The organism is Sphingomonas phyllosphaerae, assembly GCF_036946485.1.
In the GTDB taxonomy this organism is placed as follows: Bacteria; Pseudomonadota; Alphaproteobacteria; order Sphingomonadales; family Sphingomonadaceae; genus Sphingomonas; species Sphingomonas phyllosphaerae_E.
The window spans coordinates 313342-331800 of record NZ_JAQIJA010000006.1 but is presented as its reverse complement, the minus strand read 5'-3'; the positions used below and the strand labels follow the sequence as shown (position 1 = coordinate 331800).

The following is an 18459-nucleotide window of genomic DNA, read 5'->3' as shown; positions in this document are numbered from 1 at the left end:
GCTCGCCTGGTCACGCATCGTTTTTGACGCTTTACGAAAATCGATGTATAGACTTGGTAGCGTAACTGAGGATGCTACAATGAAGATGGCCCTGACGTTTGCTCTGGTGGCGATGCTCGGCACTCCGGCGGTGGCACAGGTCGACCCGGCAACCGTCGGACTAAGCCAGGTTCTCCGTGCACAAAACGAAGGCTATGCTGATCGCGCCCGTGGGCGCACAGCTACTGCGCGCCCATCGCCGACGCGGGTGAAGTATCTTTGTACGCAGCGCTTACCTAGCTTTCGCGCGCAGTACGGCGCGAACAACGCCGACGTAGTTGAATTGGCTGGTCTGTGTCGCCGGGCGGGCTATTAGGCTGCGCTCGTGCCGATCATCAGGCTCGGGAGGCGGAAGGAAAACGCAATGAAAGCCCGGCGGCCAGCTCTTGTTCTCGCATTTTGTCTGAATCCTCTACTGTCCCTGTCTCCCGCGACAGCGCAGATGGATACAACGACCCAAGCTCAGGGCATGGTCCTGATGGGGCAGAATCAGGGTTACATTGATCGTGCGCGAGCGCGCGCAGACACGCCGCCCGCGGCTGCATCGGAAATGGCGACCATCTGCACCGATTATCTTCCCGTCTATCGCAAGCAATATGGCGACGATCATCCCAAGATGCAGAAGATGAAGGCCATGTGCCGCCGTCTGGGGTATTGATTTACCGCCGAGCGCCCGCCTGCGCCCCGCCGTCGCAAGCTCAATCGGTCGGGTAGAACAGCAACCCCGCCAGCACCGCCAGCTCGCGCATCCCGTCCAGCTCCAGCTTGCGCGCGACATTGGCGAGATGCACGCGCACCGTATTCTCCGACATCAGCATCAGCGTCGCGATGTCGCGATTGGCGCGCCCCCAGCCCAGAAATCGCACGCAGGTCAGCTCGGTCGGCGTCAGCCGGAGCAGCGCATCGCGGTGGCGGGCGGGCACGCGCGCCGCCTCGACGATATGCTCGCCCAGCGTCACCGGCGCGGGCGCGCCCGGCTGCGCATCGGCGCGGCGCAGCAGTTCGGCGATCGCGGCGATCCGCTCGTCCTCGGTGACGGTGCTGACGGCGGGGGCGGTCGTCACGGCGCGCTCCCCTGCGCCGCAAACGCGCGGAGCAGCGCGCGCAGCGCCTCCGGCCGGGTCGCGACGTCATGGACGATCGCGGCGACATAGCTGCCGAGCAGCACCAGGATCAGCGCGGTCGACGCGAACGCCTTCAGCGACATCGACAGCGTGAAGACGTTCAATTGCTGCGCGAAACGGTTGATGAGCCCCAGGCACAGGTCGATCAGGAACAAGGCGCTCAGCACCGGCGCGGCGAACAGGGTGGCAAGCACCATCAGCCGTCCGAACTCGCCCTCGAACAGCACCAGAGTCGCAGCGTCGAGCCGCGGCATCGGCGCGGCGATCGGCCAGATCGCATAGCTTTGCACCACCACCACCTGCACGACCATGCTGAGCCCGCCCGCGAACAGGAACACGACGCTCGCCAGCCGTCCGAGGAACGCGCCGTTCAGCGAGGTCTGGTTGCCCGACAGCGGATCGACCACCTGCCCCAGCGTCGCACCGACCTTGGCGTCGATGATCTCGCCCGCGCCCTGCAACGCCCACAGCACCGATCCGAAGAAGAAGCCGATCGTCAGCCCGACCAGCACCTCCTTGGCGATCAGCCCGACCCATTGCTGCGGCGCCAGCGTCGAGACGAGCAGCGGCGGCTGGATCATCAGCGAGATCACGCCCATCGCGACGAAGATCGAGTTGCGGACCATCGCCGGCACCGTCTCGGTCGAGAACATCGGCAGCAGCAGGAACGTCGCCGCGACCCGCGCGGTCGCGACGCCCAGCAGCAGGACCTGATCGGCCCAGCCGGTCATCTGACGATCAACGCCGGAAATTGCGTGAACACCCGGTCGCCGAACCGGTACAGCGACCCGCCGAGCAACGACGCGGTGACGAACAGCGTCAGCACGATCGCGAAGAACTTGATCGTATATTGCAGCGTCTGTTCCTGGATCTGCGTCGCGGCCTGCACCACCGCGACCAGCAACCCCGCGACCGCCGCGACCACGATCGGCGGCGCCGACAGGATCAGCACCAGCCACAAGGCGTCATAGGTCAGCTGGACGAAATCGGCGTTCATGCGCCCGCCTCCCTCACGCGTAGGACAGCACGAGCCCGTGCGCCAGCTTCACCCAGCCGTCGACCAGCACGAACAGCAGCAGCTTGAACGGCAACGAGATCGTCGTCGGCGACAGCATCATCATTCCCATCGCGAGCAGGATGTTCGAGATGACGAGATCGATGACGAGGAACGGCAGGAAGATCAGGAAGCCGATCTGGAACGCCGCACTCAGCTCCCGCACCACGAATGACGGGATGATGACCACGAAGTCGCGGTCGGTCATTTGCTGCGCGCGCTGCGGATCGCCGACCCGCTCGGCGGTGCGCAGGAAGAAGCGCCGCTCGCGCTGGTCGGAATGTTTCAGCAGGAAGTCGCGCAGCGGCTCCTTGGCGGCGGTCGCGGCATTGACCATCGTCGTGGTCGATCCCAGCACGCTGCCCGTCTGCGCCTGCATCACCTGATCGGCGACGATCGCATCCTGCATCCGCTGCCCGACCGGGTACATGACGTACAAGGTCAGCACGAGCGCAAGCCCGTTGAGCACGATATTGGGCGGCACCTGTTGCAGCCCCAGCGCATTGCGCAACAGGCTGAGCGTCACGACGATCTTGGTGAACGACGTGACCATCACCGCGAAGAATGGCGCGATCGCCAGCGCGACGACGACGACCAGCGCGGAGCCGGGGGTGAAGGTGGACAGGTCCATGCCTCAGCGATCCCCGGTCCGCGCGGTGACGATCACGCCGAACCCGTCGCCGATCGCGACCAGCTCGCCGGTGCCGATCGTACTACCGCCGCTCAGGATGCGCACCGGCAACGTCTCGCCGGTGGCGGGCAGCGGCAGCACGCTCCCCGCGCCCAGCGTCGCCAGGTCGCCGGCGGGCATGGTGCCGCCGTCGAGCGCGAAGGTCAGCCGGACCGGTATGTCGTTCGGCGCGGCATCGGGCTCGGTCGTCGGGTCGATCGGAGCCGTGGCATCTTCCTGCACGATAATCCTTCCCATTCTGGGGTCGAGATGCGCGGCGCGGGTCAGCGCGCCGCAGCGCAATCGGGTCTGCAACGGTGCAAGGCCGAGCAGCAGCAGATCGCCGCGCGCCAGCGTCGCCGCGCGCGCGGCGGCGAGCGCCGGGCCGGTGATCGTCGCGCGCCACGCGACCGGCACCGCCGCCAGCGCGGCGGGGTCGAGCGGCGGCGCGGTCAGTGGATCGGGCGCGAGCGGGAGGCCGGGCGGCACCGCCACCAGCAACCGGATTGCCGTCAGGTCGTCCGCCAGCGCGTCGAGATGCAGGACGAACCGGTCGTCCGCCGCCGCCTCGGCCACGCCGAACGGCTCGAGCGCGTCGCCGATCACCGCCTCCAGCGCCGCCACCAGCGGCTCGATCGGGTCGAGCAGCGCCGCCGCCGCCACCGCATCCCGCGACACCGTCGGCGACACCGCCGCGCCGTCGACGATCAGCGGCGCGACCGCCACCTCGCCGGCCGATACGGCGAACCGCAACCAACCCGGCGCGCCGTCCCGCTCGTCATCGGTTGCCGCGCGCGCCTCGGTCCGCCACGCGCCGACGCGACGGCGGTTAAGCGCCCCCACCAGCCGCAATTGCGTCTCGGCCTGCTCCGGCGCGATCCGCCGCAGCCGCGCCGCCAGCGCGCCGCTCACGGCGTCACCGTCGCGTCATCGGCGCGCGGCGCGGCGTCGCTGCCCCAATTGCGCAACAGGCTCACCGATCCCGCCGACACGCCGATCAGCATCAGCTCGCCCTGCGCCTCGACCAGCAACAGCCGCTCGCGCTGACCGATCGGCAGCGCGCGGACGAAGCGCAACTGACGGTCGGCATCGCCGCCGCGCTCGAACCCGCGGTCCTGCCAGCGCTTGAGCGTGCGCAGCGTAACGAACGCCAGCCCCAGCACGATCGCCAGCGCGATCACCATTCCCAGCAATCCGGTCAGCGCGGTGCCGATCGTCGAATCCATTACTCCACTCCCTCAAGGTCGACCGGCTCGGCGACGACACCGTCGTCGCGGGCCTTTTGCGCCCACAGCACGATCTGCGCGATCGCATCGAACATGTCGCGCGGGATCACCGCATCCACTTGACCATCCTCGTAAAGTCCGCGCGCGACGGGAACATGACGGACGATCGGCACCCCGGCCTCGACCGCAGCGGCGCGCATCGCCTGCGCCAGCGGCCCCTCGCCCTTGGCGGTCATCACCGGCACCGGGCAGCGCTCCGCGTCATAGTCGAGCGCGATCGCGATATGCGTCGGGTTGACGACCAGCACGCTGGCCCCGCGCGCCGCGCCGACCGCATTCTGGTTCGCCCATTCCTCGTGGAGCTGCCGGCGGTTCGACTTGATGAGGGGATTGCCCTCATTCTCCTTCGATTCCTCGCGGATGTCGCGCAGGCTCATGCGCAGCTTTTTGATGTAGCGATGCCGCTGCCACGCCATGTCGAGCACCGCGACGAACAGGAACACGCCGAACGTCCACATCAGCGCGTCGCGCACCACCCGCCCCGACGACATCAGCGCCGCCCCCGCCGCCGCACGCCCGTCGGTCGCGCCGGAGGCGAGCCACGCCGGCCCGGCCCCGCCGAAGATCGCGGGCATCGCGCCCTTGAACACCAGCCACATCACCGCGACGATCAGCATCGCCTTGGCGAGCGTCTTGAGCAGCTCGCCGAGATTGTCGATGCTGAACATCTTCTTGATGCCCTCGACCGGGTTCATCTTGTCGAGCCCGGGCTTGACCTTGTCGAGCGTGAAGACCCCGCCGGCCTGGAGGAACTCGGACAGGAACCCCGCCACCGCTGGCGGGATCAGCGCCGCGGCGGTGATGAACAGCAACGCCCCCGCCGCGCTCCAGCCGAGATCGGCCGCGACCGGCGCGAACGGCCGCCCCGCCGCGACCGCGACGAACGTATCCTCGAACAGCCCGACCAGCCGCGTCCCCGCGACACTGACGCCGAACAGGAACACCAACGCCCAGACGAACAACGTCACCGTGGCGGTCACGTCCTTCGATTTGGCGACGTCGCCCTTCTTCCGGGCATCGGCCAGCCGCTTGGGGGTGGGCTTTTCGGTCTTGTCGCCGCCGTTATTCTGTTCCGCCACGCACCGCTCCGCTCACGACGGCGCCTCCGCGCCTCGAATGGGCGCGGAAACGCGTCGGCCATCGCCGGCAACGTCGGTCCCCGCCAGCATGACGGGGGTGTCTGGTTCGCCGCAGGACCCGTTCCACGTGTCGAACCGATGGCGTTTACTAACCCATGATGCGGATGAAGCGCAAATGATGGCCGGATTGCGGCACGCGCGCACAGCAAACGATTGAACCCGCGCATTTCAGGCGGTCATTGCGTCAACGGAACTATGTAACCGGTTCCAACATGGTTAATTTTCATGGACTAACCGTGCCGAACGGACGGCCAGCCGTTTGTTTTTGTAAGAAATGTCCGGTTACGAACCAGCCGCGCGACAGCTACTTATAAAGCCGCAACGACGGTGCCGCAGGACCCCCACGGACGTCGACCTTTCACGAACAGCACGCCGGTGATGCCGGCGTTGCGCCAGACGGAGAGGCCGATTGATGGCGATGCGAATGCAAAAGTCGACGGGCGCGATGCTGGCTTTCCTGCTGGCGGCGCCCCAGCCGGCCTCGGCCGCTTCCTGTGGAGGCATGGCGCTCGATCCCCGCTTCCGCGAGGCGATGGCGCTGTGCGCCGATGCCGCGGGTACGCGTGGCGCAGATGCGCCCGCCGCTGCTGTTTCCTACCCGACGCAGGCGACGGCCGAACAAACGGCAACGATCCCGGAGCCGACGACGGCGCGCGCGGTATCGATCGCGATGCCCGGCACCCGCCGCGTCGCATCGACCCGCGCGAGCCGCGGGAACGCGCGACGGCCCAACGCCGCCCCCACCCCGCTCGTCGCCGCGATCAGTCGCAAATACCGGATCAACCCGCATTTGTTCGCCTCGATGATGCGGCAGGAGTCGGGCGGCCGGATGGATGCGGTGTCCGGCAAGGGCGCGCTCGGGCTCATGCAGGTGATGCCCGCGACCGCGCGCAGCGTCGGCGTGGCTGATCCCAAGGCGATGCTCACCAACCCGGTGCTCGCGATGTCGGCGGGCGCGGTCTATCTGAAGCAATTGCAGGCCAAGTTCGGCAACGACGTGCCGCTGGTGCTCGCCGCCTATAATGCCGGGCCGGGCGCGGTGATGAAGGCCGGGCGCCGCATCCCGAAGTACCGGGAGACGCAAGGCTATGTCGGCGCGATCATGCAGCGCTGGCAGCGCACGCGACAGGGGCGCTGAGCGATGAGCGTCGAACGCTATTTCCAGTCCGCCGGGCTGGCCCCGCGGCTTTCGCTGTCCGCGCGCTTCTCCGATCTCGGGCTGGTCGCGGTGCTGGTCGCGATCGTCGCGCTGCTGTTCCTGCCGCTGCCGATCGTCATCGTCGACATGCTGGTGGCGATCAACATCACGGTAGGGGTCATGCTGCTGCTGACCACGCTCTACATCCGCGGCCCGCTCGACTTCTCCTCCTTCCCGTCGGTGCTGCTGGTCAGCACGCTGTTCCGGCTCGCGCTGTCGATCACGACGACGCGGCTGATCCTCAGCGAAGGCCACGGCGGGCACATCATCCAGACCTTCGGGCAGCTGATGGCCGCCGGCAACGTCGTCGTCGGGCTGGTGATGTTCCTCATCATCACCGTCGTGCAGTTCATCGTCATCGCCAAGGGCGCGGAACGCGTCGCCGAGGTCGCGGCGCGCTTCAGCCTCGATTCGATGCCCGGCAAGCAATTGTCGATCGACAGCGACCTGCGCTCGGGGCTGATCGACAAGGACGAGGCGCGCCGCCGCCGCCGCGTGCTCGAGCTGGAGAGCAAGCTGCACGGCAGCCTCGACGGCGCGATGAAGTTCGTGAAGGGCGATGCGATCGCCTCGATCGTGATCGTCGTCGTCAATCTGATCGGCGGGCTGGCGATCGGCGTCATGCAACAGGGCATGGAAGTCGGGGCGGCCACCCACAAATATTCGATCCTGACGATCGGCGAAGGGCTGGTCGCGCAGATCCCGGCGCTGCTCGGTGCGATGGCGGCGGGTCTGATGGTCACGCGCTCGATCGACGAGGAGCAGGACGCCAACCTCGGCCATGCGATCCAGCGCCAGTTGACCGCGCAACCGCGCGTGCTGCTGGTGGTCGGCGCGATCGCGCTCGCCTTCGCGATGATCCCCGGCTTCCCGACCGGCACGTTCGTGCTGCTCGGGCTGGTGCTGATGCTGGCGGGCGCATCGCTCCACCCGCGGTTGCGCCCGCACGTCCTGCGTCACGCCGGTCCGCTCCGCCGCGTCGTATCGCGCGGGCGCGAGGCCCCGCGCCCGCTGACGCTCGCCGCCGAGCCCGCCGCCCCACGCCCGGTGCTGCCGCTGCTGCTGCAACTCAGCGGCCCGCGCCCGCCGGCCGAGGAGGAAGCCGCGCTCGCCGCGGCGCTGCGCGCGATGCTCGAACAATTGCAGCACCGCTCGGGCGTGCCGCTCCCGCGGGTCGCGATCCATTTCGTCGCGCCCGATGGCCCGCGCGCCTGGCAGTTGCTCGCCTATGAGCTGCCGGTCGGCGAAGGCGCGTGGACCGGCGCCGATGACGCGATCGCGGGCATCGCCGCGCTGATGCGCCGCCATCTGCCGCGTTTCCTCGGCGTGCAGGAGGCGGTGACGCTGCTCAACCGCGTCGGCGAGGACTATCCGGAGGTCGTCAAGGAAGCGGTCCGTGCTTTGCCCGCGCCGCGCATCGCCGACGTGCTCCGCCGCCTCGCTGCCGAGGAAGTGTCGCTGCGCAATATGCGCGACGTGCTAGAGGCACTGACCGAGGCCGCCGCGCAGGAGCGCGACGTGCCGCGCATCGCCGACCTCACCCGCGTCTCGATCAAGCGCTACCTGCTCGAACGCGCGCAGCGCGACGGGCAGGTCCATGCGCTGGTGATCGCGCCCGAGCTGGAAACCGCCGTGCGCGACGCGGTGCGGCTGGTCGATGGCGAGGAACGCGTCGCGCTCCCGCCGGAGGTCGCGCGTCGCGTGGTCGAGACGATCGTCGCCGCGGTCGAACAGACGCAGGCGAGCGTGATCGTCACCGCCTTCGAGGTGCGCCGCACGTTGCGCCACCTGCTCGAACCCGAGCTGTTCGACGTGCCGGTGATGGCCTTCAACGAACTGACTTCAAACGCTTCTATCACGATCGTCGGCCAGATCGGCCTGCCGCCGGGCGTCCTGCCCGCGCAGCCCGCGCTCGTCGGCTCGGAAGGATAACCAAGGGACATGTGGATGGGTGTGAAACGATCCGGTGTGACGGCAATGGCGATGGCGCTGGCGGCAACCACGGCGCTCCCCGCCGCGGTCGCGGCGCAGTCGCGCGGCGGGACCGCGACGGTCTCGATCACCGCGCGCGATCAACCGGTCGCGGCGTTCCTGCGCGACCTGTTCGGGCGGATCGGTCGCCCGGTCATCACCAGCCCCAACCTGACCGGGACCGTCAACGGCGTCTTCTCGGGGCCGGTCGACCGGATCTACCGCGACATCTCGCGCGCCTTCAATCTCGTCAGCTATGACGACGGCGCCGCGCTCTACGTCTACACCACTAACGAGCTGGGCGTGCAGACCATCCAGACCGCCGACGGCGCGCGCATCCTCGCCCGCGTCCGCGCGCTGCGGCTGCTGAACGAGCGCAACACATTGCGCGCCGCCGCCGACGGGACCTTGGTCGCCAGCGGCACCCCGCGCTTCATCGAACAGGTGACCGCGCTCGCCCGCACCGGCGGCACGGCGACCGCCGCGACCACGCCCGGCGCGCGCCCGCTGCCCGGCTATGGCGGTGCGCTGCCCGCCAACGCCCCGGTGCAGCCGCTCGAATTCCGCGTCTTCTACCTCCGCTATGCGCAGGCGCAGGACACGACCGTCTATTCGGGGCAGCAGCAGCTTACCGTCCCCGGGCTCGCGACGATCCTCCAGAATCTGGTGCTCGATCAGCGCCCCGGCGGCAGCGCCGCGCCCAATGCGCCGCAGTTCGGCGCCCGGCTCGTCCGGCAGAGCCAGCCACGGCTCAAGGGCTTCGGCTTCGACGCGGTCCAGCCCAACGGGCAGCAGACCCCGCGGCTCGGCCTGCCGCTCGGCGGCGCCTATCCGCAGGGCGACAGCGACGTGCTCGGCGGGCCGGTAGCTGGCGGCGGTGGCGGCGATCTCGTCGCGCCGCTGACGCAGGACGTCGTCCGCATCGAGCCAAGCCCGCAGCTCAACGCGGTGATCGTCCGCGACGTGCCCGAACGCATGGCCTCCTACGATTCGCTGATCCGCGCGCTCGACGTCGAGCCGCAGGTGGTCGAGGTCGATGCGACGATCATCGACATCGACACCACCAAGCTGCGCAACCTCGGCATCAACTGGCGGTTCGGCTCGGGCGGGTTCGGCGCGCTGTTCGGCAGCGGTGACAGCGACAGCGACGGGCGCCTCAACCGCACCGGCGGGGACCGGCGCGGCAACGTCGATAACATCACCCCCTCGGCGCAGGGCGGCGTGATCTCGGCGATCATCGGCAACAGCCGCGAGTTCATCGGCCGCCTCCAGGCGCTGGAGCGCAAGAACGTCGCGCGCGTCGTCGCGCGGCCGCAGGTGATGACGCTGTCGAACGTCGAGGCATTGTTCGACCGTACCCGCACCTTCTACGTCCGCGTCGCCGGGCGGCAGGAGGTCGACCTGTTCAACGTCACCGCCGGCACGATCATGCGCGTGACCCCCAACGTCTTCCGCGACCACGACCAGACGCGCATCCGCGTCCGCGTCGCGATCGAGGACGGCGCGATCACCTCCGACCGCGTCGACGGGCTGCCGGTCGTCGACCGCGCCAGCGTCACCAACCAGACGATGGTGCAGGACGGCCAGAGCCTGTTGCTCGGCGGGATGACCGTCGATCAGGACAGCGACGTCGAATACAAGATCCCGCTGCTCGGCGACATTCCGATCCTCGGCAACCTGTTCAAGTCGCGCTCGCGCTCGCGCGGGCGGATCGAACGGCTGTTCCTGATCTCGCCGCGCGTCGTCGACGTCGGCACCAACGCCAGCACCGCGACGATGTCCGTCCCCGCCCAGCCGGTGCGCCCCGCCGCCTCCGCGCCGCTGGTGCCGGGCACGCGCGCCGCGACGCCGCCGACCGCGAGTACGAGCCGACCATGACCGACACCGCCGTCCTGCGCGTCCTGACCGGGCGCCTGTCGGGCACCGAGAAGCGGCTGCCCCCGCGCGGGCGCGTCTCGATCGGGCATGAATTCTGGCAGGACGTGGTGATCCGCGATCCCGCCACCAAGGGCGTCGCGGTCGAGCTGGAGCGCGATGGCGAGGCCGCGCAACTGACCGTGCTCAGCGGCAGCGCGACGCTGCTCGGCTCGCCGGTCGAGGCGGGCGGCACCGCGCTGCTTCCGGCCTACGTCCCGTTCGCGATCGGCGGGGTCGCGCTCGCCTGGGGCGAGCCCGACAGCGCGCGCTGGGCCGAGGCGGGGCAGCTCGCCGACGCCCAGCCCGCCCCGCCCGAATTGCCGGAGCCGGTCGCCGACCGCGCGCTCGCCGCGCTGGGCGATGCTCGCACGCAGCTCGGCCGGATCGGCGGCAACCGCCGTGTCGTCACGATCGCCGGCATCGCGCTGGCGGTGCTGCTGCTCGTGCTGGTAATGCCGACCGCGGTTGCCGGGCTCGGGCTGTTCGGCACCAACGAAAGCCGCGCCGAACGCGCGCTGGCGCAGGCCGGGCTGACGCAATTGCGCGTCGCGGCGCGAACCGACGGCGACGGCGTGCTGGTCGAGGGATTCGTCGCCAGCCCCGCCGCGCGCGACAAGGCCGAACAGGCGCTCGCCGCGCACGACATCCCCGCCGAGCTGCGCATCCGCACCACCGCCGATCTCGCCGCCGCCTCGGCGGACGTCGCGCGCTTGCAGAACATCCGCGCCGCCGCGCGCCCGCTCGGCCTGCGCGTCGTCGAACTGCGCACCGTGCCGGTCACCGAGGCGCAGCGCACGCGGCTGATCGCCGCGATCCGCACCGACGTACCCGGCATCCGCCAGTTGCGCGTCCGCGGCGACCTGCCGCCCGACGAGGAGGTCGCGGTGCGCAGCGTGTCGGACGCGACCAAGAAGGTCTCGACCGTCGTCGCGGGCGATCCGTCGTACATCCAGACCGTCGACGGGGCGCGCTATTTCAGCGGCGCACTGCTGCCCAGCGGGCACCGGCTGGTCGCGATCCAGGGTAACATGGTCGTTCTCGACAAGGGCGGCCGACAGACACGCGTAACTTTCTGATTGTGAACCAAGAAGGAGCAAGGTGATGAGCGATATGACCGTGACGACCGGCCTCACCACGATGGCCACCGCCCCGCTGAACAACCAGCGTCCGCACGGCACCTCGGGCAGCTGGTTCGAGGCCCTGTCGGACGCCTGGGGCGCGACGCTCGACCGGCAGGCCGGCAAGCTCGACACGCTGTCGCAGCAGCTCGGCGCCGGCGGGCAGGACAATCCCTCGCAGATCACCGAGCTGACCGCGGAGGCGATGCGCATGTCGTTCCTGTCGAACAGCTCGTCCAGCTCGCTCGACAGCGTCGGCAAGGCGCTGGAGACGATGGCGCGCAAGGGCTAAGACGGGAGAGCCGCAATGACGATCGATCCGATCGCGGCGGGCGGCATGGGCGTGTCGGTCGACACGCCCGGCGTCAGCCAGATGGGGCCGGGCGCAAGCCTGGCCGATATGACCGGCTTTCAGGGGGCGCTGGGCGCTGCGGGCGTGCAACCGGCGATGTCGGTCGGCAGCCCCGACGCGCTCGCCCCGGCGATGAAGGCGATGCTGGGGCAGATCGAGAAGGTGAACGGCGAGGCGAAGTCGGTCGGCGAGATCGCGCGCGCGGCACAGGCGGGCGGTGCGGACATGACGCCGGGCGAGGTCGTCAACCTGACGATGAAATGCCACGAATTCATGTTCCACTGCCAATTGTCGTCGTCGATCGCGAACCGCACGTCGGACGGCATCCAGCAGCTGTTCCGTCAGCAATCGTGACCCGGGGATCATGACGATGCGCGCCCCCCCGCTCGCCGCGCTCGGCGCCTTGCTGCTGCTTGCGGCGTGCGGGCGCGCGGAGCTGTATGGCAAACTGACCGAGCCGCAGGCCAATGAGATGGTCGCGGTGCTGCAAAGCGCCGGGATCACCGCCGACAAGGAAGAGGCCGGCGAGAACCAGTGGAAGATCTCGACCTCCAAGGGCGATTTCCCGCGCGCGATCGAGCTGCTCCACGCCCAAGGCTATCCGCGCGAGGAATTCCAGTCGCTCGGCACGCTCTTCCCCAAGAAGGGCGTGCTGTCCTCGCCCACCGAAGAACGCGCGCGGCTGACCTATGGGCTCCAGCAGGAACTCCAGCAGACGATCACCGAGATCGACGGCGTGGTCGCCGCGCGCGTCCATCTGGCCTTGCCGGAGGCGCAGCCGCTCGCGGAGACGCCCCCGCCCGCTTCGGCCTCGGTATTCGTCAAATATCGCCCCGGCACCGCGATCGATCAGCAGATCGGCAAGATCAAGGCGTTGGTCGTCAATGCGGTCGAAGGGCTGAAATACGAGCGCGTGACGGTCGAAACCTTCCCCGCCGAGCCGATGCGGCTCGTCGCGCCGCAGCCCGCCGCCAGCGGCATGTCCGCAACGGTGATCGGCGGCATCGTCGCGCTGCTCCTGCTCGTCGCCGCCTTGCTCGGCTATCCGGCGTTTCGACGCTGGAACCAGCGGCGCCGCGCGATCGTCCCGCAGGCGCGGCCATGAGCGCCGCCGCCCGCGCCGCGCTCGCCGCGCTCGGCCGCGACCTCGGCGGGGTCGCCGCCCCGCGCAAGCGCGCGCTCACCGACCCCAATGCGCCCGCGGTTCGCTGGGAGGAACTCGCGCTCGTTCCCGACTGGCTGCGTCAGGATGAAGCGAGGCGCGACACGCTGGCGCGCCGCGTCGCCGCGCTGGCACTCGCCGACGAACTCGCGCGTTCGATCGACGGCGCGTGGCTCGGCACCCTCGCCGAGGTCGCGGGCAGCGCCGCGATCGACCATGCCATTGCGCACGCCGACACCGGCCTCCCGCAATGCGCATGGGTCGAGGCGAGTGCGCTCGCCCCGCTCGGCCACGCGATCCTGCGCCGTGCGCTCCCGCTCGGGCTGCGCAGCATCCTGCCCGCCGCGCCCGATGTCCCGCTGGCGCTCACCGCGTCCGAGGCGCGGCAATTGGTGGCCGCGGCATGAGCTTCACGATTCTCGCCGCCGATCGCTTCGCGACCTTGCTCGCCGACGATCCACTCGTCCGCGCCGCCGACATCGCACCGCTGCGCGACGCGCTCGCGCTGCTCGCCCACGCGCGTGACCTGCACGACACCCGCGCCGCCGCGGTCGACGCCGCCACCGCGCACGGCCACGCCGAGGGCCACGCCGCCGGCTATCGCGACGGCCGCGCCGCCGGCGAGGCAGCCGGCGCGGCGTTGCTCGCCGAGATCGCCGCGCGCGATCGGGCGCGCGACGCCGGCCGCGCGCAGGAAATCGCGCGGCTCGCGCTCGAGGTCGTCCGGCGCATCGCGGGCGAGATCGGCCCCGCCGACACCGTCGCCGCGCTCGCCGCCCGCGCCGCCGAAGCGGTCGCCGCCCCCGCCGAGACATTGGTCCGCGTCGCGCCGCAGGCGGTCGCGGCCACCGAGGCGCGGCTCGCGCACGGCGCGGGCCTGCGCGTCGTCGCCGACACCAGTCTCGACGCGACCGAGTGCGTGATCGAAACCCCGCTCGGCCGCGCGCGCGCCGGGCTCGACGTGCAACTCGCGCAGCTTGCCGCGGCGTGGGGACTACAGGACGGGGCCGGCGATGCTGCGTGACGATGCCGCGCTGGTCGACCGGCTGATCGCCGGGCTCGACGGTGCGCGGACGCTCGACCGCCGCGGCCGGATCGTCGAGATCCTCGGCACCACGCTCAAGGTCACCGGCATCGCCGCGCGGATCGGCGAGGCGTGCGAGGTCGTCGAGCCCGGCACCGGGCATGTCGTGCCCGTCGAGGTCGTCGGGATCGCCGGCAACGCCACCGTGCTCACCCCGCTCGGCGACGTGCGCGGGCTGTCGGTCGATGCCGAGGTGATCGTGCGCAGCGGCGACGATCGCGTGGCGTACGGCGATGCGCTGCTCGGCCGCGTGCTCGACGCGCGCGGCACCCCGATCGACGACCGTGGCCCGCTGCCCGCCGGTCTGCCGCGCCGCGCGCTCCACGCCCTCGCGCCCAATCCGATGCGCCGCCGGCTGATCGACGCGGTGCTGCCGACCGGCGTGCGCGCGATCGACACCTTGCTGACGCTCGGTCGCGGGCAGCGGATGGGCGTGTTCGCCGCGGCGGGCGGCGGCAAGTCGACGCTGCTTGGCTCGATCGCCCGCTTCGCCGCCGCCGACGTCATCGTCATCGCGCTGATCGGCGAGCGCGGGCGCGAGGTCCGCGAGTTCATCGAGGATGCGCTCGGCCCCGAAGGGCTGGCGCGCTCGGTGATCGTCTGCGCCACCTCCGACCGCGCCGCGATGGAGCGCGTCCGGGCCGCCTATCAGGCGACCGCGATCGCCGAGGGCTTTCGCGCGCAGGGCCGCGACGTGCTGCTGCTGATGGACTCGGTCACCCGCTTCGCGCGCGCGCTGCGCGAGATCGGGCTCGCGGCGGGCGAGCCGGCGGTGCGCCGTGGCTTCCCGCCGTCGGTCTTCGCCGAGCTGCCGCGGCTGTTCGAGCGCGCCGGCACCGACGAGACCGGTTCGATCACCGCGATCTACACGGTGCTGCTCGAGGATGAGGACGAAGGCGATCCGGTCGGCGAGGAGGTGCGCTCGATCCTCGACGGCCATATCCTGTTGTCGCGCAAGCTTGGCGCGGCCGGCCATTATCCCGCGATCGACATCCTCGGCAGCCTGTCCCGGCTGTTCCCGCGCCTCGCCACTCCCGACCACCGCGCCGCCGCGACGCGCGTCCGCGCCTTGCTCGCCAAACATGCCGAGATCGGTTTTCTGGTGCAGGTCGGCGAGTACAAGCCCGGCGCCGACGCGCTCGCCGATCAGGCGATCGCCGCGCGTCCCGAGATCGACGCGCTGCTCCGCCAGCCCCCCGACCGCGCCGAGCCGCTCGACACCGGGCTGTTCCGCCTGCGGGCGATCGGCGGATGAGCCGCGCGGGCGACGAGCGTCGGCAGGCGACGCAGCTGCTGCGGCTGCGGCAGGTCCGCCTGCAAGCCGCCGCGCGCGCGTTGGCCGAGGCGCGCGCGCACGCCGACGCCGCGCAGGACGCCGCCCGCCGCGCTGCCGACGCGGCCGCCGCCGCCGCGCAAGGACAGGCCGAGGCGCACGCCGCGCTCGCCGCCGATCCGGCCGAGGCCGAACGGCGGCTGGCGGTGCTCGACGCCGCCCTCTTTCGCCGTTCGGTCGCCGAACAGGCCCACAGCGACGCCGAAGCGGCCCGCACCGCTGCCGCGGCGGAGGAAAGTGCGCACCGACGCGCCGCGATCATCGCCCGCGCGCGTCACGATCTGCTCGCCGAGCGCACCGCAACGCTCCGCCGACGTGCCCATCTGCGCACCGACGAGCGCCAGCAACGCGACCGCGAGGATACCAGGAGGTTCAAATGACCAGCGTTTCCGCGACCCGCAGCCCCCCGACGCGCGCCGCCGAGCCGCAACAGCGTCCCGATCAGCAACCGCGCAGCGACGATGTGCGCGCCATGAGCGACGCTTTCGCGCGTGCCCGCGCAAAGATGCAGCCGGAAGGTACCGCACTGCGCCCCGCTCCCGCCAAAAGCGGCACCGGCAAGGACGCACCACGTCAAAACGCCGGCACCATGACCGGCGAAACCCGTGAGCGCGCCGCCGCTCTGCCCACCGACGACCGCCACGCGATCCACCGCGAGGAGGAACGCGACACCGGCGGCCAGTCGGGCGGTCAATCCTTCGCCGGACAGCTCGCCGCCCCGGTCGTCGGCGTCCCCACGATGCCCGCCCCGCACGTCGACCCCAGCGCCTTCGCGCAGATGCTCGCCGATCTTTGGACGCGCGAGAACGGCAAGGGCGCGCGCGAGGTCTCGGTCCGCTTCGGCCGCGACGCCTGGCCGGCGACCGGCGCGCGACTGGTCCGCAACGCCGCAGGAACGCTCGACATTTCGCTGGAGGTCGCCGACGGCGCGCCCGATTACGCCGATCGCCTCCCCGGCCTGGCGCGCCATCTGCACGACGCCGGCATCGGCGTCGGCGCGCTCGCGGTGGCGGGCTGACCACCCCCCGTCACCCCGGACTTGATCCGGGGTCCCGCTTCTTCTGCGACTAAGCGTTTCGATTAGAGCCACTTCCGCCCGATCGCCCTATCGTCGCCCCCACGATCAGGGAGGTGAGGATGCAGATCGGCCAGACCAACGCGCTAAGTCCCGCATTACGCGCGACAACACCGCTCCCGCTCGCGCCCACGACGCTCGGTACGATCGCACCGCTCGCCAGCACCGCGGCCCGGATGCTCGCCAGCCCCGCCGCGCCCTCGTCACAGAACCCCGCCGAACTCCGCGCCCACGCCTTGCTCGCGCAGGATGTCTACAACGACACCGCCGCGCCGCCCGCCGGCTACCGCGTTGCCAGCGAAGCGGAATTGCGCGACCTCAACCTCGATCCCTCCGTGCTGCAAGCCGGCGACTTCCGCGCCCGCGTCTATGCCGAGGGCAGCGGCGACGACACGCGCTACGTCATCGCGATGCGCGGCACGCGCTTCGAAAGCCTCGCCGACTGGACAACCAACGCCCAACAGGCGTTCGGCGCCGAGTCCGCGCACTACCGCTCCGCGCTGCTGATCGGCGAGCGTATCGGGCGTTCCGAGCTGGCGGATCAGGTGTCGTTCACCGGCCACTCGCTCGGTGGCGGGCTCGCCTCTGCCGCGGCGATCGCCGGCGGGCGGCCCGCCGACACCTTCAACGCGTCCGGGCTGCACGATGCGACGATCGCGCAAGCCGACACGATCCGCGCCGCCAACGGCACGACCACACAGGCGGCGGTGCAGGCGTGGTACGTCGACGGCGAGATCCTGTCGGGCATCCAGGACGGCGGCGACCGCGTGATCGGCGGTGTGCTGGGCGGCATCCTGACCGGCGGGCCGGGCGGCGCGGCGGCGGGCGCGGTGCTGTTGGACCTGCCCGAAGCCTATGGTACGCGGCATGAAATGGAGGCCGTCGCGCCGGAGGGGTTGAATTGGTTCGAACGCAATCTCAGCCCGATGCTGCCGATCGACCGGCACAGCATGGATTGGGTGCTGTCGAGCCTGCCGCGCTGACGCGCTGGCTGACCCTTGCCGCGGCGCTGGCCATGGTGGTGCCGGCGACGGCCTGTTCGCGCCCCGCCCCCGCGGCGGCGCAGGGATGCAAGGGACGCGGCGCGACGATGAAGTTCGACGAACGACTGATCCTCAAGGCGGTCACCAACGGCCAGTCGGGGCGCGACATCGCCGCCGCGGTCTTCGCAGGTGATGTCGCGAAGGTCCGCGCATTGGCGCAGGCCGACCCCGCCGTGCTCACTACCCATGTGCCGCCGGCGCGCTACCCCGATTTCCGGCCCGATGGTCAGGCCGGCGACCTGCTGTCCTTCGCGGTTGCGCGCTGCGACCCGGCGATGCGCGACGCCTTGCTCCAGATGGGCGCGAAGCCCGATGGTGCGATCCCCGGCCTGCCGCTCGACACCGCGATCGACGGGCACGATCTGGACGCGATGCGGGCCTTGCTCGCGGCCGGTGCCAGCCCCGATCCGCAGGGTGACGACGCCGTCTGGCCGCTACGCACCGCCGCCCGCGTCGCCGATCCCGCCGCCGCCAGGCTGCTGATCGCGCACAAGGCAAGGCTCGACCGGATCGACGCGACGGGCAGCGGCCCGTTGCAGGATGCGGTCGACATGGACTCGATGCAGGTCGCGGAGGTGCTGATCGAAGCGGGCGCGAACCCGTGGGCGGTCGGCGCGGGTGGTGCACTCCCAGCTTATGGCATCGCGCAGCCGTTGAAGCTGTCATCGTCCGACGAGGAAGCCGCGCGGCAACGCCTCGAAGCGAAATTGCGCGCGAGCGGCGCTCCGTGGCCCCCGCCCGCCCCCGCCGAGGTGAAGGCCGCGATCCGCGAGCAGCGCTGGCCGCCCGCCGCGCTCGTCAAGGTCGGCGCGACACCGCCGCCGCCAGTGGTGGTCGCGACGCTGACCAAGACGACGCGCTAACGCAAAGCGACATTCGCCGAGCACTCTTGAT

General features: G+C 70.6%; 23 protein-coding genes. 16 read left to right on the top strand and 7 right to left on the bottom strand.

Annotated elements, in window-relative coordinates; all coding sequences use genetic code 11:
- Positions 1–79 precede the first annotated feature (79 nt).
- Both PGN16_RS17300 and PGN16_RS17295 read left to right on the top strand, forming a co-directional pair.
- Positions 80–355, top strand: coding sequence for a hypothetical protein (locus PGN16_RS17300; protein WP_335310611.1), 276 nt, complete (start codon positions 80–82; stop codon positions 353–355).
- A 48-nt stretch (positions 356–403) separates the two neighbouring features.
- A complete protein-coding gene (locus PGN16_RS17295) occupies positions 404–697 on the top strand; it encodes a hypothetical protein (RefSeq protein ID WP_335310610.1) in 294 nt (97 codons plus the stop codon).
- A 40-nt stretch (positions 698–737) separates the two neighbouring features.
- Here PGN16_RS17295 and PGN16_RS17290 read toward each other — a convergent pair whose 3' ends face one another.
- Genes PGN16_RS17290 through PGN16_RS17260 form a run of 7 tightly spaced genes read right to left on the bottom strand, consistent with a single transcriptional unit; the run spans position 738 to position 5252 of the window.
- The gene (locus PGN16_RS17290) at positions 738–1103 is read right to left on the bottom strand and encodes a LuxR C-terminal-related transcriptional regulator (RefSeq protein WP_335310609.1); all 366 of its coding nucleotides are present in this window, start codon (positions 1101–1103) and stop codon (positions 738–740) included.
- Positions 1100–1894 (bottom strand): type III secretion system export apparatus subunit SctT, encoded by a 795-nt coding sequence (gene sctT / locus PGN16_RS17285; RefSeq protein WP_335310608.1) that lies wholly within the window; start codon positions 1892–1894, stop codon positions 1100–1102. Before sctT ends, PGN16_RS17290 begins: the two co-directional genes overlap by 4 nt.
- On the bottom strand, positions 1891–2160 hold the full coding sequence (gene sctS, locus PGN16_RS17280) for a type III secretion system export apparatus subunit SctS (protein WP_028966770.1): 270 nt from the start codon (positions 2158–2160) through the stop codon (positions 1891–1893). The genes sctT and sctS overlap by 4 nt, the downstream gene beginning before the upstream one ends.
- 13 nt (positions 2161–2173) lie before the next feature.
- Complete coding sequence (gene sctR / locus PGN16_RS17275; protein WP_335310607.1) at positions 2174–2848, bottom strand: type III secretion system export apparatus subunit SctR; 675 nt, start codon at positions 2846–2848, stop codon at positions 2174–2176.
- Positions 2849–2851: 3 nt separating this feature from the next.
- Positions 2852–3799, bottom strand: coding sequence for a FliM/FliN family flagellar motor switch protein (locus PGN16_RS17270; protein ID WP_335310606.1), 948 nt, complete (start codon positions 3797–3799; stop codon positions 2852–2854).
- Positions 3796–4113, bottom strand: a complete 318-nt coding sequence (locus PGN16_RS17265; RefSeq protein ID WP_335310605.1) for a FliO/MopB family protein — start codon at positions 4111–4113, stop codon at positions 3796–3798. Before PGN16_RS17265 ends, PGN16_RS17270 begins: the two co-directional genes overlap by 4 nt.
- On the bottom strand, positions 4113–5252 hold the full coding sequence (locus tag PGN16_RS17260) for an EscU/YscU/HrcU family type III secretion system export apparatus switch protein (RefSeq protein WP_335310604.1): 1140 nt from the start codon (positions 5250–5252) through the stop codon (positions 4113–4115). Before PGN16_RS17260 ends, PGN16_RS17265 begins: the two co-directional genes overlap by 1 nt.
- A gap of 484 nt (positions 5253–5736) precedes the next feature.
- Here PGN16_RS17260 and PGN16_RS17255 point away from each other — a divergent pair, with 484 nt between their 5' ends.
- The 14 genes from PGN16_RS17255 to PGN16_RS17190 all read left to right on the top strand — a co-directional run bounded on the left by PGN16_RS17255 (position 5737) and on the right by PGN16_RS17190 (position 18428).
- The gene (locus PGN16_RS17255; RefSeq protein WP_335310603.1) at positions 5737–6450 is read left to right on the top strand and encodes a lytic transglycosylase domain-containing protein; all 714 of its coding nucleotides are present in this window, start codon (positions 5737–5739) and stop codon (positions 6448–6450) included.
- 3 nt (positions 6451–6453) lie between these two features.
- Positions 6454–8442 carry a flagellar biosynthesis protein FlhA gene (locus PGN16_RS17250; RefSeq protein ID WP_335310602.1) on the top strand — a complete coding sequence of 663 codons (1989 nt, stop codon included), beginning with the start codon at positions 6454–6456 and terminating at the stop codon, positions 8440–8442.
- Positions 8443–8457: 15 nt separating this feature from the next.
- Complete coding sequence (gene sctC / locus PGN16_RS17245) at positions 8458–10359, top strand: type III secretion system outer membrane ring subunit SctC (RefSeq protein WP_335310601.1); 1902 nt, start codon at positions 8458–8460, stop codon at positions 10357–10359.
- Positions 10356–11474 carry a SctD/MshK family protein gene (locus tag PGN16_RS17240; RefSeq protein ID WP_335310600.1) on the top strand — a complete coding sequence of 373 codons (1119 nt, stop codon included), beginning with the start codon at positions 10356–10358 and terminating at the stop codon, positions 11472–11474. The genes sctC and PGN16_RS17240 overlap by 4 nt, the downstream gene beginning before the upstream one ends.
- 25 nt (positions 11475–11499) lie before the next feature.
- Complete coding sequence (locus tag PGN16_RS17235; protein ID WP_310098226.1) at positions 11500–11808, top strand: hypothetical protein; 309 nt, start codon at positions 11500–11502, stop codon at positions 11806–11808.
- Between the two features lie 15 nt (positions 11809–11823).
- On the top strand, positions 11824–12222 hold the full coding sequence (locus PGN16_RS17230; protein ID WP_037488476.1) for a hypothetical protein: 399 nt from the start codon (positions 11824–11826) through the stop codon (positions 12220–12222).
- 16 nt (positions 12223–12238) lie between these two features.
- On the top strand, positions 12239–12973 hold the full coding sequence (gene sctJ, locus PGN16_RS17225; protein ID WP_335310599.1) for a type III secretion system inner membrane ring lipoprotein SctJ: 735 nt from the start codon (positions 12239–12241) through the stop codon (positions 12971–12973).
- Positions 12970–13437, top strand: coding sequence for a hypothetical protein (locus tag PGN16_RS17220; RefSeq protein ID WP_335310598.1), 468 nt, complete (start codon positions 12970–12972; stop codon positions 13435–13437). Before sctJ ends, PGN16_RS17220 begins: the two co-directional genes overlap by 4 nt.
- Positions 13434–14054, top strand: a complete 621-nt coding sequence (locus PGN16_RS17215; RefSeq protein WP_335310597.1) for a FliH/SctL family protein — start codon at positions 13434–13436, stop codon at positions 14052–14054. Before PGN16_RS17220 ends, PGN16_RS17215 begins: the two co-directional genes overlap by 4 nt.
- On the top strand, positions 14044–15369 hold the full coding sequence (locus PGN16_RS17210) for a FliI/YscN family ATPase (RefSeq protein WP_335310596.1): 1326 nt from the start codon (positions 14044–14046) through the stop codon (positions 15367–15369). Before PGN16_RS17215 ends, PGN16_RS17210 begins: the two co-directional genes overlap by 11 nt.
- Positions 15366–15827 carry a hypothetical protein gene (locus PGN16_RS17205; protein ID WP_335310595.1) on the top strand — a complete coding sequence of 154 codons (462 nt, stop codon included), beginning with the start codon at positions 15366–15368 and terminating at the stop codon, positions 15825–15827. The genes PGN16_RS17210 and PGN16_RS17205 overlap by 4 nt, the downstream gene beginning before the upstream one ends.
- A complete protein-coding gene (locus PGN16_RS17200) occupies positions 15824–16465 on the top strand; it encodes a hypothetical protein (protein ID WP_335310594.1) in 642 nt (213 codons plus the stop codon). Before PGN16_RS17205 ends, PGN16_RS17200 begins: the two co-directional genes overlap by 4 nt.
- Before the next feature lie 119 nt (positions 16466–16584).
- The gene (locus tag PGN16_RS17195) at positions 16585–17505 is read left to right on the top strand and encodes an Mbeg1-like protein (protein ID WP_335310593.1); all 921 of its coding nucleotides are present in this window, start codon (positions 16585–16587) and stop codon (positions 17503–17505) included.
- On the top strand, positions 17478–18428 hold the full coding sequence (locus PGN16_RS17190) for an ankyrin repeat domain-containing protein (protein ID WP_335310592.1): 951 nt from the start codon (positions 17478–17480) through the stop codon (positions 18426–18428). Before PGN16_RS17195 ends, PGN16_RS17190 begins: the two co-directional genes overlap by 28 nt.
- The last annotated feature ends 31 nt before the right edge of the window (positions 18429–18459 follow it).

What these genes read in the sequence shown, in the direction of transcription:
- PGN16_RS17235 (WP_310098226.1), top strand. Translation starts at nt 11,500, where the DNA reads ATGAGCGATATGACCGTGACGACCGGCCTCACCACGATGGCCACCGCC.
- PGN16_RS17300 (WP_335310611.1), top strand. Translation starts at nt 80, where the DNA reads ATGAAGATGGCCCTGACGTTTGCTCTGGTGGCGATGCTCGGCACTCCG.
- sctR (WP_335310607.1), bottom strand. Translation starts at nt 2,848, where the DNA reads ATGGACCTGTCCACCTTCACCCCCGGCTCCGCGCTGGTCGTCGTCGTC.
- PGN16_RS17210 (WP_335310596.1), top strand. Translation starts at nt 14,044, where the DNA reads ATGCTGCGTGACGATGCCGCGCTGGTCGACCGGCTGATCGCCGGGCTC.
- PGN16_RS17195 (WP_335310593.1), top strand. Translation starts at nt 16,585, where the DNA reads ATGCAGATCGGCCAGACCAACGCGCTAAGTCCCGCATTACGCGCGACA.
- PGN16_RS17265 (WP_335310605.1), bottom strand. Translation starts at nt 4,113, where the DNA reads ATGGATTCGACGATCGGCACCGCGCTGACCGGATTGCTGGGAATGGTG.
- PGN16_RS17255 (WP_335310603.1), top strand. Translation starts at nt 5,737, where the DNA reads ATGCAAAAGTCGACGGGCGCGATGCTGGCTTTCCTGCTGGCGGCGCCC.
- sctC (WP_335310601.1), top strand. Translation starts at nt 8,458, where the DNA reads ATGGGTGTGAAACGATCCGGTGTGACGGCAATGGCGATGGCGCTGGCG.
- sctS (WP_028966770.1), bottom strand. Translation starts at nt 2,160, where the DNA reads ATGAACGCCGATTTCGTCCAGCTGACCTATGACGCCTTGTGGCTGGTG.
- PGN16_RS17230 (WP_037488476.1), top strand. Translation starts at nt 11,824, where the DNA reads ATGACGATCGATCCGATCGCGGCGGGCGGCATGGGCGTGTCGGTCGAC.
- PGN16_RS17240 (WP_335310600.1), top strand. Translation starts at nt 10,356, where the DNA reads ATGACCGACACCGCCGTCCTGCGCGTCCTGACCGGGCGCCTGTCGGGC.
- PGN16_RS17295 (WP_335310610.1), top strand. Translation starts at nt 404, where the DNA reads ATGAAAGCCCGGCGGCCAGCTCTTGTTCTCGCATTTTGTCTGAATCCT.
- PGN16_RS17200 (WP_335310594.1), top strand. Translation starts at nt 15,824, where the DNA reads ATGACCAGCGTTTCCGCGACCCGCAGCCCCCCGACGCGCGCCGCCGAG.
- PGN16_RS17250 (WP_335310602.1), top strand. Translation starts at nt 6,454, where the DNA reads ATGAGCGTCGAACGCTATTTCCAGTCCGCCGGGCTGGCCCCGCGGCTT.
- sctT (WP_335310608.1), bottom strand. Translation starts at nt 1,894, where the DNA reads ATGACCGGCTGGGCCGATCAGGTCCTGCTGCTGGGCGTCGCGACCGCG.
- PGN16_RS17215 (WP_335310597.1), top strand. Translation starts at nt 13,434, where the DNA reads ATGAGCTTCACGATTCTCGCCGCCGATCGCTTCGCGACCTTGCTCGCC.
- PGN16_RS17205 (WP_335310595.1), top strand. Translation starts at nt 15,366, where the DNA reads ATGAGCCGCGCGGGCGACGAGCGTCGGCAGGCGACGCAGCTGCTGCGG.
- sctJ (WP_335310599.1), top strand. Translation starts at nt 12,239, where the DNA reads ATGCGCGCCCCCCCGCTCGCCGCGCTCGGCGCCTTGCTGCTGCTTGCG.
- PGN16_RS17220 (WP_335310598.1), top strand. Translation starts at nt 12,970, where the DNA reads ATGAGCGCCGCCGCCCGCGCCGCGCTCGCCGCGCTCGGCCGCGACCTC.